The following is a 15,740-nucleotide window of genomic DNA, read 5'->3' on the forward strand; positions in this document are numbered from 1 at the left end:
CTCCTTTTAACGACGCTTGCGGATCATACCACGGGCCGGGTCATAGCCCCAAAGCGCCAATACGGTGAATGCCGCGCCCGCCAGTACCGTCCAGAGAAGGGCCCAGGGCGACAGGCTGACATGCAGCGCGAACCGGATCAGTTCGACCGCATGGGTGAAGGGGTTCAGGCGACAGATCCAGTAAAGTGTTTCCGAAGATTCTTGCATCTTCCAAAGGGGATAGAGCGCGGAGCTAAGGAAGAACATTGGGAAGATGACGAAGTTCATGACCCCGGCGAAATTCTCCAACTGCTTGATGAAGCTCGAAATCGCCAGTCCCAGCGCCCCCAGCATCAACCCGGCCAGGATCAACGCCGGCAAAACCGTGAGATGCCCAAGCAGTGGATGTTCCACACCGAACAGACGGGCGATGATCAGGAACGCGTAACACTGAAGGATTCCGATGAAGGTCGCGCCGCAAAGCTTTGAAAACAAAAGAAACCATCGAGGCTGCGGCGCGGTCAAAAGCAGTCGCATGGACCCCATCTCCCGGTCGTAGACAAGGCTCAGCGACGTCTGCATCCCGTTGAACAGCAGGATCATGCCGCACAGGCCGGGAACGATGTAGGTCTCGTAGGTGATGTAGGTCTGATAAGGCGGGATGATCGACAGGCCCAGCGCCGCGCGAAACCCCGCGGCAAAGACCAAAAGCCAGATCAGGGGCCGCACCAACGCCGCCAGGAACCGCTCGCGTTGATGGATGAAACGCAGCACTTCGCGCAGCACGATGGCTTTGAAGGCGGGAAACCGGCGGGTCATACGGGTGTGCCTGTCTGTTCCAGAAACCAGTCGTTCAATGCTTGCGCACCGGTCAGATCACGGGCCGTCCCAGACGCCCGCAACACGCCTTGGTGCAAGAGCAGCACATCATCGCTTTCGCGCACCTCATCGGTCAAATGGGTCGCCCAAAGCACGGTCAAGCCGTCCTCTGCCAGATCATGAACATGCGCCGTGATGGCCGCACGCGCCTGCGCATCCAGTCCCACGGTCGGTTCATCACACAGCAAGACCTTCGGCTGATGGATCAACGCACGTGCCAACTCGGTGCGGCGTCGGTGCCCGCCATTCAAGGACCGTGCTTTTTCACCGGCACGGGCGCGGATATCCAGCCGGTCGAGGGCCGCGTCTATGCGCATCGCAGCGTCTTTGCCAGACAATCCGTGCAGCGCGGCAAAGTAGGACAGGTTCTGGCGAATGGTCAGCTCCAGATCCAGAGTAGGCTGCTGGAACACCACTCCCATCACCGCCAAGGCCTCTCTTGGGGCTTTCGCCAGATCATGTCCCGCGATCTCTATCTGTCCATCGCGGGTCGTAAACAACCGGGTCAGCAAAGCAAAAAGCGTCGATTTGCCCGCGCCATTGGGGCCGAGCAACGCGGTAAAGCGTCCCGGCTCGGCGCGAAAGGACACATCTTTCAACGCCTGCTTGGTGTCATAGGAAAACGAAAGGTCAGATACACTTAGCATATCTGAGACCCTGCATCCGAAACCGCTTTGTGCGCAAGCGCGACCCAAGTCTCAATTCCTGACATGGCGATTTTCTGACGTGTCGACACGTCCCAGCCAGTGTCGCCGGGCAAGCAACGCACAGCCTGACCCACCGAACTCCTGTTGTCGCCAATCCCACAGGCATTGCCGGTCGATCAACTAATGCCGGGTGTCCGCCCTCATTCGGTCGGTCTGAAGGCTGCACCCCAGGGAAATCGCCCAACCTTGATGGTTTTCACGGCTTTGCGATCGGCGACATCCACCACCGTCACGTCGCCGGACACGCCATTGGTTGTGAACAGCAACGATTTGTCAGCGTTGAAGGCCATATGCCAGACGCGTCGTCCCACCAGGATGTAATCCTCAACCTCGTAAGTCTCGGCATTGACCACGGCCAGGTGGTTCGCCGGCCCAAGCGCAACAAAGGCATGAGTGTCATCCGCGGTCAGTTCAAACCCCACGGGCTGCACTTTGTCGGGGTGCACGCCCTTGATCTTGAACTCCAGCTTTGCCTTTTCGGCCTGCGTCGCCACATCAAACACAGAAATCGTTCCGCCGATTTCAGAACTCACCCAGAGCTCGCTGCCGTCCTTTACGAACTCCGCATGACGTGGGCGCGAATCCACCAGAGTGTTGGCAAACAACTCTTGCGTTTCGGTGTCGATCCAATGCGCCATGTTGGTCGTTTCCGACGTGGTGATCGCGATGGCGCCGTCGGGTGAGACGGCCATCCCCTCCGGCTCGATCCCCACATTGATTTGCGCGACCACGGTGCGTGTTTGCGTGTCCACAACGGTCGTAATCGCGTCGTCCTCATTGGCGATATAAAGGTGACGGTCGTCCGGGTGCAGGGCGAATTGCTCCGGATCTTCACCAGACGGCAGATCGTGCAGGATCTCACCGGTGTCCGGGTCCATCACCTGCACGGAGTCACTGTCAGAGGCGCAGATATAGACCACCGAATAATCATGGCTGAATATGATGCCACGGGGGCGTTCGCCTGTCTCGTAGGTGTGCGTAACCTCCTGCGTGTCGACATCTATCACGCTGACGGTGTTGTCCTTTTCGTTGGTGACCCAGATTTCATCGGCCTTCACAGGCTGGGCCAGCAAAAGGGCGGCGAGAAGCGGCGTATATTTCATGGTGTGTCCTATGCATTAAACGGCGGGATCGGGCGCTGCCACGGTCCCCAAAGGATGCGGGGCGATAAAATGGGGTCTTCGGTTATTTGCCGAAAGCGGTGCAACGGCTTTCGGGCGCGTCGAGGCCAAGGGTGTCCAGTTCCGTCTTCGGATGCAGAAAGCCTTCAATCGGTGCATTGGCCACCACCGAGCCACGGTGTGTCAGCGGAATTGTCTGCCGCAATTGCCCGTTCCAGGGGCGAAAGGTCAGGGGCCGCCCCTTGAAGCCTGCCAGCTCAAAGCTGTCACCAAGCATGTAGGCGCGCAGCTCCGGGGCGGAGGACGCGCCGGTCCGTGTGACGGCCTCGCCCACGGCGCGCACAGCGGCCCAGGCGGCGTAGTCGCGGTCGCGCATCTGGCGCCCGGCCGCGTCCTCGAACCGGCTTTGCAACTGGGCCGCGCCCCATTGTTCCACCACGGGGGACCACGCCGAGGGACGCAGGCCTTCGCTGCCCGCGACAGGGCGGGGCATCCAGGTGTTGTAGGGGATGTACCGGGCAAAGTCGTTCAGCTCGTCGGCCACCACCAGCACATCGTATTTGCCCAACCCTTGGGTGAAAATCGGCACCTCCTGGGACGCATTACGGCGCAAATCGCCTGAGTCCTCCCAGCTTTGCGTGCGCCGGACGCTTTGTCCAAATTTCGCGGCAGAGTCCCGATAGCTTTCCCCAAGCGCAAGATCACCGGGCTTGGTGCCTTCAATCATCACGATGGCCGTCCAGCGGCGCGCAACAAAGAACTGCATCAGCGCGTCTGTCAGCATCGCGCGGGAGGGCAGCGTATGCAGCACGTTGGCGCGACAGGCCTCGTCTCGCAACGCGCGTTCCGGTGCAGCCGTGTTGAACAGCAGTGCGTCTTGCGCTTCTGGCAGGTCCGCCGCGGCAAGTACGTCATCCACAGGCGCATCCAGCACCAAGAGGTCCGTGGTTTTCAGAGCCTCCCGTACAGCGGCGGTGAAATCTCCGTCCACGGCAACGTGCGTGCTTTGGAGCGTCCATGTCTGCCCCATGAAGGTGCCGGTGGTGGCATTGTCTTCAAGGGCAAGCTCGGCACCGGCGCGACCTTCATCCGTGGGAACAGGCTCCAGATTCGACAGGGTGGGAGGCTGCTCAACCTCCTGTCGCAGGTAATGCAAACGGATGTCTGCGGCCTCGGAAGGCGCGGACATGCCTCCCACGCACAGCACGGCGCAGGCCAACGTTTTGGCGATGGAACGCATGAATAATCCTCCCTCGGTGGCAGGCTAACCATGCGCCGTTCCGCCTCAATACGACCTTCGTCGCGCGGGACGGGGGGCTGCGCGCCACGAAAGTCCAATGGTGGCGTCTGCGGCTCTCCGCTTAGGGTCTCGGCAACGCGAACACCCTGAATGGGAGGAGGACAATATGAAGACGTTTACCCTTGGTGCCCTTGTTTTGGCGCTGCCGGTTGTTGCCTTGGCGCATGGTAACGTGGCCCCGCAGGCGGTGGACACCGCAGGCTTGCCCGCCGTGGGCGAAGAGTGGTTGACCGAAAACCCCTATCGTGTCGAGGAAGCGGGGGAGGAGGTCTGGGCCAAGGCGGTAGAGATCGGCTCCTCTGGCTACAACCAGAACTGCGCGCGGTGCCACGGGCTCGAAGTGATCTCTGGTGGCCTCGCCCCCGACCTGCGCTTTCTGGAGGCCGAAGAATATGGCGACGAGTGGTTCATCGAACGGTTCCGCACCGGCTACACGCAGAACGGCACGACCAAGATGCCCGCCTTCGGGGAGCTGCTTGGCCAGGAGGCGGCTTGGGCGATCCGCACCTACATCGAGACGCGTCCCGACGACGACAGCGCCGCTGAATATGCCGACGAGCTGAAGGCCATCCGCGACCAGATCGTGGAAGAGGGCACCGCCGATGACGCGACCAAGGAGCGCCTCACCGAGATCGCCGAGAACATCGAGACCATGTCAGGCGCCCCGGTGGCCGACAGCGCGGCCTCGCGCGCGGCGGCCTTGCTCGACGGCACGGAACACGGCGCACAGAAGGCGGCCGAAGCCTTGACCATCGGCCTGTCGGCAGCGCACTGATTGATCTGACAGGTTTCGGGGGAGGAGAGCTGCGCATGATTTCGACAGGTTTCGTGACTTGGCTGGGCCGGGCGGCCAGCGCGTGTTTGCTGGCCGCTCTGGCCGCCTCCCTGCCTGCGGGCGCAGCCCGTGCAGCAGATCCGTGCGCCGATTACGTGCCACAGCCGAAGCCCCAGAACGCCGGCCGCGATATCGTCGGCCAGGACCTCGACACCATCATGGAGCGTGGCAGCATGACCTTCGCGCTCTATGACGACTATCCGCCCTATTCCTTTCAGGAGGGCGGCACACCCCGCGGCATTGACGTGGACGTCGCCCGGCTGATCGCCAGCTACATCGGTGTAAAACCCAGTTTCAAATTCGTTGCGGCTGCGGAAAACCTGGACGCCGATTTGCGCTTCAACATCTGGCAGGGTGGCATCGTCGGTGGGGCTGTCTCCAACGTCATGATGCGCGTGCCTTACGACTCTGCCTTCAAGTGCCGGGTGGAGCAGGTGGTCTTTCCCGGGCAGTACCACGAGGAACACGTGGCCATCGCCTACCGCGAGGCGGACTATCCCGACGGCGGTCCGGTGCCCGCCTATTTCCGCTTTGACACCGTCGCCGTGGAAAACGACTCCATCGCGGATTTCTATCTCACCAGCTTTGCCGGTGGTCAGACTGCCCAAGGCGTGCGACGCTATCCATCCATGCAACTGGCGATGGAGGCGCTGAACGCGGGGGAGACGATGGCCGCGATGGGTCCGCTGGCACAGCTGGAGTTCTTTGCGGGCGAGGGGGTGGCGATCCACCAGCCGCCGCTTGCCGGGTTGGCCAAATCGAAATGGCCCATCGGGACCGCCGTACACTTTGCCTATCGCGGGCTGTCCTACACCGTGGGTGACGCGGTGACAGAAGCACTTGACGACGGGCGCATCGCAGAAATCTTTGACACCTACGGGCTGACACACATTCCGCCCGAATGGTGAAATCATCCATTGGTCTAATATGACGTCGCGGGCCACACGCCTAGGCTGACGCACAAGAGAGAGGACACACCCATGAAAATGAGCGATTCCCGTATCATCAAGGCCCCGCGCGAGCAGGTCTGGGCGGCAATCCAGGACCCCGAAGTGCTCAAGGCCTGCGTGCCCGGCTGCACCGAGATGTCCGGCTCCCCCGAGGAGGGCTACGAGGCAACCGTCGTCCAGAAGGTCGGCCCGGTGAAGGCCACCTTCAAAGGGCAGGTCGCAATGACCGACATGACCGCCCCCGAAGCCCTGAAGCTGTCCGGTGAGGGCAAGGGCGGCGCGGCGGGCTTTGCCAAGGGCGGCGCGGTCGTGACCCTGGCCGAGGTCGAGGACGGCACAGAGCTGCACTACGATGTCGAAGCCAACGTCGGCGGCAAGCTGGCGCAGCTTGGCTCCCGCATCATCGACGGCTTTGCCAAGAAGATGGCCGATCAGTTCTTTGAGAACTTCCAGAACGCGGTCGAAGGCCCCGGCGACGTGACCGAGGCCGAGCCCGAAGAAAAGAAAAGCTGGCTGAAAAAGATCACCGGCTGACCCCAGATCCGGGCGTCACGCCGCTGTCGCGGGACGCCTTTACCCAGATACGAGATTTCCAGGGAGGGAAACGATGGCAGAAGTAACGATGAAGGTGAACGGCAAGTCCGTCACCAAGTCGGTCAAGGGCAACACCCTGATGACCGAGTTCCTGCGCGACGAGCTGCGGCTGACCGGCACCCACGTAGGCTGCGACACCTCGCAATGCGGTGCCTGCACCATTCATGTGAACGGCAAGCAGGTCAAAGCGTGCACCATGTTCGCGGGGGAATGTGACGGCGCAGAGATCGGCACCATCGAAGGGCAGGCGGCCCCTGACGGCACGCTGAACGCGATCCAGGCTGCGTTCAAGGAATACCACGGGCTGCAATGCGGCTTTTGCACTCCCGGAATGGTGATGGCGGCCTCTTCGCTGCTGAAGGACAACCCCAAGCCCACCGAGGCCGAGGTGCGCCACCACCTCGAAGGCAACATTTGCCGCTGCACCGGCTACCACAACATCGTCCGTGCCATTCTGGCGGCCTCCGGTCAGGACGTGCCCGCAGTCGCGGCCGAGTAAGACTTTCATGACGGGGCGACCCGTCCAAAACATTGCGTAGGGTGGGTTTGTCCCACCATCCAAGGGAGGAATACTATGCCGAAGGATCATGGCATTGGCGCAAGCCCGAAGCGGCGTGAGGACGCCCGCTTCCTGACCGGGGCCGGTCAGTACACCGACGACATCAACATTCATAACCAGGCTTACGTGCACTTCCTGCGCTCGGACGTGGCGCACGGCAAGATCACCAACATCGACACCACCGAGGCGGCAGAGATGCCGGGCGTGGTCCGCATCTTCACCGGCGCGGACTTCGAAGGCATTGGCGGCCTGCCGTGCGGCTGGGAAATCACCGACAAGAACGGCGACCCGATGAAGGAGCCGGCGCACCCGGTTCTGGCGCAGGGCAAGGTCCGTCACGTGGGCGATCCGATCGCCGCCGTTGTCGCGGACAGCCTGGAAGAGGCGCGCAACGCTGCCGAAGCCATCGTGGTCGACATCGAAGATCTGCCCGCCGTGGTCAACATGAAGGCCGCGCTCACATCCGACTCCGCCCTTGTGCATGACGATCTGAGCGACAACCTCTGCTATGACTGGCAGTTCGGCTCCGACACGGAGGTTGTCGAAAAGGCATTCTCCGAGGCCGCGCATGTCACCACGCTGGAGCTGGTGAACAACCGTCTGATTGCCAACCCGATGGAGCCTCGCGTGGCGGTGGGGGATTATGCCCGCGCCAATGACGAAAGCACGCTTTATACCACCTCGCAGAACCCGCACGTGATCCGGCTGCTGATGGGCGCCTTTGTCCTTGGCATTCCCGAGCACAAGCTGCGCGTTGTGGCCCCCGATGTGGGCGGCGGTTTCGGCACGAAGATCTTCCACTACGCCGAGGAAGCCTTCTGCACCTTCGCCGCACGCCAGATCAACCGCGCCGTCAAATGGACCTCGACCCGCTCCGAGGCCTTCATGTCCGACGCGCATGGCCGTGACCACGTGACCAAGATCGAGCTGGCGCTCGACGCGGACAACAACTTCACCGCGTTGCGTACCGATACCTACGCCAACATGGGCGCCTATCTGTCGACCTTTTCGACCTCGGTGCCGACTTGGCTGCATGGCACGCTGATGGCCGGCAACTACCGCACGCCCGCCGTGCAGGTGAACGTGAAGGCCGTCTTCACCAACACCGTGCCGGTGGACGCCTACCGTGGTGCAGGACGCCCCGAGGCGACCTATTCGCTGGAGCGTGTCATCGACAAGGCGGCCCGCGAGCTGGGCGTCGACCCGATCAAGCTGCGCCGTCAGAACTTCATCACTCAGTTCCCCTACGCGACCCCGGTGGCTGTCGAGTACGACACCGGCGATTACGTCGCCACGATGGACAAGATGGAAGAGCTGATGGACCTCGGCAACTTCGACGCGCGCCGCAAGGAAAGCGAAGCGAAGGGCAAGCTGCGCGGCCTTGGCATCAACTGCTTCATCGAGGCCTGCGGCATCGCGCCGTCGAACCTCGTGGGTCAGCTTGGCGCACGCGCCGGTCTGTATGACGCGGCCACGGTCCGTGTGAACGCCACTGGCTCCATCTCCGTTATGGTGGGGGCGCACTCCCACGGCCAGGGCCACGAAACCGTGTTCCCGCAGGTCGTCGCAGAGATGCTCGGCATTGACGACAGCCTGATCGACATCGTGCACGGCGACACCTCGAAGATCCCGTTCGGCATGGGCACGTATGGCTCGCGCTCGCTGGCGGTCTGTGGCTCCGCGATGGTCCGCGCGACCGAGAAGATCATCAACAAGGCCAAGAAGATCGCCGCCCACCTGCTTGAGGCCTCCGAGGCCGACATCGAGCTGAAGGATGGTCAGTTCTCGGTGGCAGGAACGGACAAGTCCGTGGCTTGGGGGGATGTGACGCTCGCCGCCTACGTGCCGCACAACTATCCCCTTGAGGACATCGAGCCGGGCCTGGAGGAGACGGCGTTCTACGATCCGGCCAACTTCACCTATCCGGCAGGGGCCTACGCCTGCGAAGTGGAGCTTGACCCCGAAACCGGCGAAGTGAAGATCGAAAAGTTCGTGTCATCCGACGACTTCGGCAATGTCATCAACCCCATGATCGTCGAAGGTCAGGTCCACGGCGGCATCGCTCAGGGCATCGGTCAGGCGCTGCTGGAAAACGCGTCTTACGACGAGAACGGCCAGCTGCTGAGCGCGTCCTACATGGATTACGCAATGCCGCGCGCCGATGACCTGCCGATGATGGCGAACTACGTGGTGGACCACTCCTGCCAGACACCGTGCACGCACAACCCGCTGGGTGTGAAGGGCTGCGGTGAGGCCGGTGCCATCGGCTCCCCGCCGACGGTGGTGAACGCCGTGATCGACGCGCTGCATTCGGGCGGACACAAGGTCGAGCACATCGACATGCCCGTGACGCCGTCGCGTGTCTGGGCTGCCATGCAGGCATAAGTGGAGAGCGCCGGGGGGCTCGCCCCCCCGGACCCCCAAGGGTATTTGAACAGCGGAGAAACCAAGAGGTCTGCGCCTGTTCGAGGAGGAAAGAGAATGTATTCATTTGATCTAGTGCGTCCAACATCCATGGAAGATGCGGTCGCGGCGCTGGGGCAGGAGGATTCGCAGCCGCTGTCCGGTGGCCAGACGCTGATCCCGACGCTGAAGCAGCGCCTCGCCATGCCGTCAACGCTTGTAAGCCTCTCGGCCATCGCCGAGCTGAAGGGCGTGTCTGTCGACGGCAACACGCTGACCATCGGCGGTGGCACCACCCATGCCGAAGTCGCAGCCGAGGCTGGCGCCTATCCGGGGCTCGCCGCGCTGGCCGGTCAGATCGGTGATCCGGCGGTGCGCAACCGTGGCACCATTGGCGGCTCGCTGGCGAACAACGACCCGTCGGCATGTTATCCGGCGGCGGCGCTTGGCTCTGGGGCGACCATCGTGACCAACACCCGTGAGGTCGCTGCGGACGACTACTTCCAGGGCATGTTTGCCACCGCTCTGGAGGAGAACGAGATTGTCACCGCGGTGAAATTCCCCATCCCGGAGAAAGCCGCCTACATCAAGTTCCAGCAACCCGCGTCTCGGTTTGCGCTTGTCGGTGTGTTCGTCTCAAAGGGCGCGGACGGCGTGCGTGTGGCGGTGACCGGGGCCTCGAACGACGGCGTGTTCCGCTGGTCCGAGGCCGAGGAGGCGCTGAACGGCAACTTTGCCGCTGACGCGGTTGAGGCACTGTCGGCCCCGTCGGGCGCTGACATGATCTCTGATCTGCATGGCTCGGGCGACTACCGCGCCCATCTGGTGAAGGTGATGACCAAACGCGCCGTGGCCAAAGCCAACGGCTGAGCGCATCGTCACCAAGGAAAGAAGCCCCCGATCCACAGGGTCGGGGGTTTTTTCGTTTGCGCGCCGCTAGAGCGTTCTGAGAGCGCCGTCCGCGTCAATGGTGGTGATGCTGGACAGGCCCGCGCGGATCTTGAGCTGTCTCAAGGCAGGGTGATCCATGAACACCGCCGCGGTCGAGAGCGCATCTGCCAATGTTGCGGACGGCCCTTCGAGGCTGACAGTGGACCAAAGCGGTTCCTGTCCGCGCGGCCCGAGGATATGCGCCTCTGCTCCAAGTCGCAGCGCACCGGGGCTGGAAGTGGCCCGCGCCGCGTTCTCCAGCGTTACATGCCCCAGCGCGCCGTGCTGCGGATCGTTCAACGTCAGGCGGAACGGCCCCCCAAGGGCGGCTGCTTCGCCCATATCCACCAGTGCCTTGGTGAAGCCCTGCCGCGCCAGATCATCCTTGATCAGGTCTGTCGCGTAGCCTTGGGCGATGCCGTTCAAGGTGAGGGCCTGACCCCGGCCCAGTGTGATGACGTCTGGCGCGATCCGAACACGGTCAAACCCAATCAGGCGCCGGGCCGCTTCGATGTCGGTGCCTCGCGCCAGTGCGTGCCAGAGCGGCTGCACCGTCGGATCGAACAGGCCATCCGTCAGATCGTGGGCCTGCGCGGCCAGTGTCATCAAGGCGTGAAAGTCCGACGATGGGCGGAGCCTGCCCCTTGTGTTCAACTGCACCAGCGCGCTATCGGCGCGGTACAGGCTGAAGGCCGCCTCGATCTGTTCCAGCCGTTTTGGCAGGGCGGTCAAAGCGCGATCGACCGCGCTGCGCGGACCGGTCAGGGTGACGGAAGCCTCCGCCCCCAAAGCGCGTCCGCGCCACGTGCCCGCATGGGCCAGGGCAGGTGCCGTTGCGAAAGCGGCAGTGAGGCACAAAAAGCGGCGTCGTTTCATCATTCTGCGGGGGCCGTCATGTTGGGGTGCCCAGTGGCACGCGGCGCGCGTTTCGTAGCGCGTGCCTTCAGGATCAGTGGCACGCACTGCGCGTCGTCATCGTGGATCGTTACGCAGTCAAGACACTGGAAACACTCGTCATATTGGATCTCTCCGGATTTTCGGATGGCGCCGTAGTTGCACTTGACCGCACATAGCTGGCACGGGGTGCCGCACTCTGCCCGCCGGGGTATCCAGCGCCGCAACCGAAGAAACCCGCCAATCGCCATGAGTGCCCCGAGCGGGCAGGCGTACCGGCAGAACCCCTTGAAGGTGAACAGTCCCAATCCCAGCCAGAACAGCGCGTAGGCGACGTAATACCATTCCCGCACGAAAAATGTGGTGATCGCGGTTTTGAATGGTTCGATTTCGGCGGCCTTGTCCATGTAGGACGGCACAAAGAGCGTCACCAGAACCAGCCCGGCCAACGCCACGTATTTCACCCATTTCAGACGTTGATCCCAGGGGCGCGATGGCTCCCACGTCGGCAGGCGCAGCAGCCGCCCCATGTGGTGCGCAAACTCTTGCAAAGCCCCAAAGGGGCAAAGCCAGCCGCAAAACAGCCCGCGGCCCCAAAGCACGAACCCCACAAGAACCACGGCCCAGATCAGCAGTGAAAACGGATCATACAGCAGGAAGGCGAAATGCTGTGTGGTCAACGCCGCCTGCATTGTGGCCAACGGCGTAACAATGGACAGCTGCCCCTGACCCCACCATCCGATAAAACCTGTGACGACGGCAAGGATCGTCAGGCGGACGGGCGTATAGGCGCGCAGCCCTGCAAGCCGCGATTGCGCAAACAGCAGCGTCGGGATCAGCAGCGCAAGAAACGCCGCAAGCACGATTAGGTCAGGAAGACGGTTGCGAATGGCCTCTTCGAAGGGCGACATCCGTGTGACCTGACTGGGACGGGTAAAGAACCGGTCGTCCGTGCGGATTTCCGTGCTCAAGGTGACCGAACCCGTTTCAGGCTGGAACATCCCATGTTTGCGAACAGCTTTTATATTCAACGTCCAAGGGCTTGCGGGATCGAATCCCAGCCGTCGATCCGTGCGCAGAATCATGGCTGTGCCATCGTGAAGCGCCTCAGGAACGTGATCGGACAGCTCGACAAACAAATCCGCGTCGCGCACGGCGACTGGAAACCCCGACTGTTCCGCCCCGATCCAATCCGGCGTGGTGTTGCGGACGAAATCATCGGACACCAAACCGTGCCGTGCCGTTTCGATCATCAAGACAGGCTCGTCGAAGGTGGAGATCTCCTTGAAACGCGCCAGTTCCTCCAATGTGTCCGCGGACAGCAACGCCTTCGCGATGCTGTCGGGACCAAGGTCCGCCACCCACAGATCCAGATAGGACGCCTCCGGATCATCCTGGGCGTCGGGATCGTCATCGGCCCAGAGGGTTCCGGCGAACATCGCATCGACCTCGGCGTTGCTGACGCGCAGCCGCGTCACCAACCCTTGATCCAGCAAATCCTGCCAACTCAGGTTTTCGTCGATCTCTGGATTTGGGGCGGCCGGTGGCCCGGCACTGATCCCGCCCATCTTCTCGCGCGCGACCTGAAGTGTCGCCGCAAGGATCGATTCATGCGCAATCCGGACAGAAGCCGTCGCTTTGGTCACACCGTCAAGATAGACCAGCCCGGTGCCGTCAGAGGACCCGCCGTAAGGTGAACCGACGACGATATTGTCCGAAATGCTCAGGCCGCCATATTGTTCCATGAAGGCGTGGAACGGCGCTTGACCCAAGCCGGAGACAAAGATCGGCTCGTTATGATCGAGCAGTTGCACGTCGATGAAGCGACCTTCGAGGTCGAGCACCACCAGCATGTTGATCGGTGCGCCGGAAAAGCCGGGCAGGGCGGCCAATGGTTCGGTTTGAAACACGTAGCCGGCCTGCGCGCCGCCAGAGTTCAACAGCTCAAAGACGCCGTCGTCTGAAATCTGCGCGCCCAGCGACATGGGCGCACGGATGCGCTCCCCCATCTCGGCGTCCGAAATGGTCTTTGCCAGCGATGATGATGCGGTGAGCGCGAGCGTGAGACAAAGCCACGCGGTGCGCAAGAAAAACACTCCCATGTCGCGACGTTAGAACCGTAGTTGAAACGCGCAAATCCGACCTTGGTGGGGGGAGGATATCGCAACGAAGCGCGCCACCCTGATTGGGTGCGCGCTCCGACGGGTGGCGTTACGCCGCTGAGTCTTTCGGCTTCAGAGCAGTGTTGGCCGGTTTGTTGGGGACGACTGTCGGTGCGGCATTGCCGCCTGCAAAAGCTGCCATGGTAGGTCTCCAATCTGTAGTGGTGTTCCCCAGCGCCGATTGGTCGTGCCTGTGGCCGTTCCAATTGCTGGGGCAAGGTCCCCTGTGCGAGGACATGATTGGCATATAGCGCACCAACCGCTTTGAGGAAAGGGGGGCGCTAACGTAAAAACGTCACGTTGTTTAGGCATACGTTTTTGAAAATTCTTGCCGGTAGGATTCAGCTTCTACGCAGCACCGATCTTTCGACAGGACGCTGCTCGCGTGACACGTTAACTTATTTCTATAAGTTATTGAAATAAAACCAAATATGAGAACGCTTTGAACGCTGGTCCTGAACGCAGCGCGTGATGCGCCAACCCGACACCAACCCGCCGAATGTCAAGACGCCCCCATTCCGCGTCGATACTAAAAAGGGCGAGCCACCGTGATAGACGGCGGTTCGCCCTTCAAGCGATAGTCCTTGGTCACCTCGGCTGCGCGGCGCAATTGGGCCCCGGCAGACCACCTTGGCGTCAGGGAATGATGCGGGTGTATTTCACGCCTTCCAGGGTCGCACCGACGCGCAGGCCGGACTGGCCAAAGACCACGGCGATGATCGGGGCGAGCGATGTGGTCGTCTCAGCCGACAGCGTCTCGCCCTTGCCCGGTGTGGCGTACAGGATGTTTGCGCCCGCCGCATAGCCGCCGGACCGGCGGAAATTTTCCAGAGCGTTGTTGGTCATGAAGAACAGGACGTGGCTGTATTGCTGCGCCCCGATTTGCAAACCACCGGACGCTTTGACCATCGAGTAGTAATCCACGGTTGCGCCGCCGATGCGCAGCGCGCCATTTCCGTAGCCGCCGCCGAAACCCAGACCGACTTCGCTGACCAGCGGCATGACCAGCATACCCACCGATTTTCCGGCCAGGGTCTGAGTGCCCGGATAATCCGCGTAAAGTCGTGCCAGGGTCTGGTTCACGCGGGCGTCAATGGTCTGCGGACCGGCTCCACCCACACCATTTGCGCAAGCGGCCGTAAGGGAGGTCGCGCCCAGGCCCAGCAGGGCCTCACGTCGGGTAAATGTCATATCACTGCTCTTTTCTGTCGATCGGTTTTTGTGATCGGGGTTGCCTCGTACGTCCGGCTGTTCCGCCGGTTGCCATTTTTATACGCGCAAGAGAAACAGTTGTCACCTTCCCTTGTGGCAAATAGGCAAGTCATCGCGACAGATAGCGATGTTTTCAGGCATGCAGCGCGCGGCTGACGGCGGAAACGGCGATCACATGGACGCGCAAGGCACCCCGCCGCCGTTCCCGAAATGCAATCATCCGTTGAGGATCTTGGCCGCGGCCGGCGCAAAATAGGTCAGCACCCCATCACAGCCCGCCCGCTTGAAGCTCATCAGGCTTTCCAGCATGACCTTGTCGCCATCGACCCAGCCGCGCTCTCCGGCGCCTGCGAGCATCGCGTATTCGCCGGACACCTGGTAGGCGAAGGTCGGCGCGCCGAACATCTCCTTGGCCCGGTGACAGATGTCGAGGTAGGGCATCCCCGGTTTCACCATCACCATATCCGCGCCTTCGGACAAGTCGCGCGCAATCAGCCGCATCGCTTCGTCAGAGTTGCCGGGATCTTGCTGATAGGTTTTCTTGTCGCCCTGAAGGGCGCCCGACGCGCCAACCGCGTCGCGGAACGGCCCGTAAAAGGCGCTGGCGTATTTCGCCGCATAGGACAGCAACAGCACGTCCTGAAAACCTTCGCTTTCCAACGTGTTACGCAGCGCGCCGATGCGCCCGTCCATCATGTCCGACGGTCCGATGATGTCGGCGCCGGCGCGCGCTTGGCTCAAAGCCTGCTTGGCCAGCGCCTCGACGGTGCGGTCATTGACGATCACGCCGTCTTCGACAAAGCCGTCGTGGCCGTTGATATTGTAGGGATCAAGCGCAACATCCGTCATCACCGCCATATCGGGAACCGCGTCCTTGATGGCGCGTGTGGCGCGGTTCGACAGGTTGTCGGGGTTCCAGGCCTCGGCGCAGTCCTCGGTCTTTTTCGACGGATCCGTGTAGGGGAACAGGCAGATCGACGGGATCCCCAGCGCGTGCGCCTCCTTGGCCGCCTCGACCACCTTGTCCACGGACAGGCGGTTGACGCCGGGCATGGAGGCAATCGGCTCTGACACGCCTTCGCCGTCGCGCACGAACACCGGCCAGATGAAATCCTGTGGCGACAAGGTGGTTTCTGCCACCAGCGCGCGGATGGCCGGGGTGCGGCGCAGGCGGCGCAGGCGGAGCGAAGGGTAGGGTGCCAGGGTCGGTTGCAT

The 15,740-nt window shown here is 62.2% G+C and carries 14 protein-coding genes; 6 read left to right on the top strand and 8 right to left on the bottom strand.

Annotation, left to right across the window (positions count from 1 at the left end):
* Window positions 1-6: 6 nt before the first annotated feature.
* From GGQ68_RS19075 to GGQ68_RS19090, 4 genes are all read right to left on the bottom strand, one after another.
* Window positions 7-798, bottom strand: a complete 792-nt coding sequence (locus GGQ68_RS19075) for an ABC transporter permease (RefSeq protein WP_183968831.1) — start codon at window positions 796-798, stop codon at window positions 7-9.
* Window positions 795-1,505 carry an ABC transporter ATP-binding protein gene (locus GGQ68_RS19080; RefSeq protein ID WP_183968833.1) on the bottom strand — a complete coding sequence of 237 codons (711 nt, stop codon included), beginning with the start codon at window positions 1,503-1,505 and terminating at the stop codon, window positions 795-797. The genes GGQ68_RS19075 and GGQ68_RS19080 overlap by 4 nt, the downstream gene beginning before the upstream one ends.
* 200 nt (window positions 1,506-1,705) lie before the next feature.
* Complete coding sequence (locus GGQ68_RS19085) at window positions 1,706-2,668, bottom strand: YVTN family beta-propeller repeat protein (protein ID WP_183968835.1); 963 nt, start codon at window positions 2,666-2,668, stop codon at window positions 1,706-1,708.
* Between the two features lie 82 nt (window positions 2,669-2,750).
* Window positions 2,751-3,926, bottom strand: a complete 1,176-nt coding sequence (locus GGQ68_RS19090) for an ABC transporter substrate-binding protein (protein WP_183968837.1) — start codon at window positions 3,924-3,926, stop codon at window positions 2,751-2,753.
* A gap of 166 nt (window positions 3,927-4,092) precedes the next feature.
* On the opposite strand from GGQ68_RS19090, the gene pedF reads away from it, so the two are divergent.
* The 6 genes from pedF to GGQ68_RS19120 all read left to right on the top strand — a co-directional run bounded on the left by pedF (window position 4,093) and on the right by GGQ68_RS19120 (window position 10,197).
* Complete coding sequence (gene pedF, locus GGQ68_RS19095; RefSeq protein WP_183968839.1) at window positions 4,093-4,761, top strand: cytochrome c-550 PedF; 669 nt, start codon at window positions 4,093-4,095, stop codon at window positions 4,759-4,761.
* 35 nt (window positions 4,762-4,796) lie between these two features.
* Window positions 4,797-5,729: a substrate-binding periplasmic protein gene (locus GGQ68_RS19100; protein ID WP_183968841.1), complete on the top strand. Its 933-nt coding sequence runs from the start codon at window positions 4,797-4,799 to the stop codon at window positions 5,727-5,729.
* Window positions 5,730-5,801: 72 nt separating this feature from the next.
* Window positions 5,802-6,305 carry an SRPBCC family protein gene (locus GGQ68_RS19105; RefSeq protein ID WP_183968843.1) on the top strand — a complete coding sequence of 168 codons (504 nt, stop codon included), beginning with the start codon at window positions 5,802-5,804 and terminating at the stop codon, window positions 6,303-6,305.
* Window positions 6,306-6,378: 73 nt separating this feature from the next.
* Entirely contained in the window at window positions 6,379-6,864 is a 486-nt protein-coding gene (locus GGQ68_RS19110; protein ID WP_183968844.1) for a (2Fe-2S)-binding protein, read from the top strand.
* A gap of 75 nt (window positions 6,865-6,939) precedes the next feature.
* The gene (locus tag GGQ68_RS19115; protein ID WP_183968846.1) at window positions 6,940-9,309 is read left to right on the top strand and encodes a xanthine dehydrogenase family protein molybdopterin-binding subunit; all 2,370 of its coding nucleotides are present in this window, start codon (window positions 6,940-6,942) and stop codon (window positions 9,307-9,309) included.
* Between the two features lie 96 nt (window positions 9,310-9,405).
* Window positions 9,406-10,197 (top strand): FAD binding domain-containing protein, encoded by a 792-nt coding sequence (locus tag GGQ68_RS19120; protein ID WP_183968848.1) that lies wholly within the window; start codon window positions 9,406-9,408, stop codon window positions 10,195-10,197.
* 66 nt (window positions 10,198-10,263) lie between these two features.
* Here the strand turns inward: GGQ68_RS19120 and GGQ68_RS19125 are convergent, their stop codons facing one another.
* The 4 genes from GGQ68_RS19125 to hemB form a co-directional block, all read right to left on the bottom strand.
* The gene (locus GGQ68_RS19125) at window positions 10,264-11,136 is read right to left on the bottom strand and encodes an FAD:protein FMN transferase (RefSeq protein ID WP_183968850.1); all 873 of its coding nucleotides are present in this window, start codon (window positions 11,134-11,136) and stop codon (window positions 10,264-10,266) included.
* On the bottom strand, window positions 11,133-13,253 hold the full coding sequence (locus tag GGQ68_RS19130; protein ID WP_183968852.1) for a 4Fe-4S binding protein: 2,121 nt from the start codon (window positions 13,251-13,253) through the stop codon (window positions 11,133-11,135). Before GGQ68_RS19130 ends, GGQ68_RS19125 begins: the two co-directional genes overlap by 4 nt.
* Before the next feature lie 696 nt (window positions 13,254-13,949).
* The gene (locus GGQ68_RS19135) at window positions 13,950-14,504 is read right to left on the bottom strand and encodes a lipid-binding SYLF domain-containing protein (protein WP_183968854.1); all 555 of its coding nucleotides are present in this window, start codon (window positions 14,502-14,504) and stop codon (window positions 13,950-13,952) included.
* A gap of 237 nt (window positions 14,505-14,741) precedes the next feature.
* A complete protein-coding gene (hemB, locus tag GGQ68_RS19140; RefSeq protein WP_183968855.1) occupies window positions 14,742-15,740 on the bottom strand; it encodes a porphobilinogen synthase in 999 nt (332 codons plus the stop codon).

Source organism: Sagittula marina, assembly GCF_014196795.1.
GTDB classification, from domain to species: Bacteria; Pseudomonadota; Alphaproteobacteria; order Rhodobacterales; family Rhodobacteraceae; genus Sagittula; species Sagittula marina.

Coding starts and splice junctions, on each gene's coding strand:
- GGQ68_RS19075 (WP_183968831.1), bottom strand. CDS start 798: ATGACCCGCCGGTTTCCCGCCTTCAAAGCCATCGTGCTGCGCGAAGTG.
- GGQ68_RS19135 (WP_183968854.1), bottom strand. CDS start 14,504: ATGACATTTACCCGACGTGAGGCCCTGCTGGGCCTGGGCGCGACCTCC.
- GGQ68_RS19125 (WP_183968850.1), bottom strand. CDS start 11,136: ATGATGAAACGACGCCGCTTTTTGTGCCTCACTGCCGCTTTCGCAACG.
- GGQ68_RS19085 (WP_183968835.1), bottom strand. CDS start 2,668: ATGAAATATACGCCGCTTCTCGCCGCCCTTTTGCTGGCCCAGCCTGTG.
- hemB (WP_183968855.1), bottom strand. CDS start 15,740: ATGCAACCGACCCTGGCACCCTACCCTTCGCTCCGCCTGCGCCGCCTG.
- GGQ68_RS19115 (WP_183968846.1), top strand. CDS start 6,940: ATGCCGAAGGATCATGGCATTGGCGCAAGCCCGAAGCGGCGTGAGGAC.
- GGQ68_RS19080 (WP_183968833.1), bottom strand. CDS start 1,505: ATGCTAAGTGTATCTGACCTTTCGTTTTCCTATGACACCAAGCAGGCG.
- pedF (WP_183968839.1), top strand. CDS start 4,093: ATGAAGACGTTTACCCTTGGTGCCCTTGTTTTGGCGCTGCCGGTTGTT.
- GGQ68_RS19105 (WP_183968843.1), top strand. CDS start 5,802: ATGAAAATGAGCGATTCCCGTATCATCAAGGCCCCGCGCGAGCAGGTC.
- GGQ68_RS19110 (WP_183968844.1), top strand. CDS start 6,379: ATGGCAGAAGTAACGATGAAGGTGAACGGCAAGTCCGTCACCAAGTCG.
- GGQ68_RS19100 (WP_183968841.1), top strand. CDS start 4,797: ATGATTTCGACAGGTTTCGTGACTTGGCTGGGCCGGGCGGCCAGCGCG.
- GGQ68_RS19090 (WP_183968837.1), bottom strand. CDS start 3,926: ATGCGTTCCATCGCCAAAACGTTGGCCTGCGCCGTGCTGTGCGTGGGA.
- GGQ68_RS19120 (WP_183968848.1), top strand. CDS start 9,406: ATGTATTCATTTGATCTAGTGCGTCCAACATCCATGGAAGATGCGGTC.
- GGQ68_RS19130 (WP_183968852.1), bottom strand. CDS start 13,253: ATGGGAGTGTTTTTCTTGCGCACCGCGTGGCTTTGTCTCACGCTCGCG.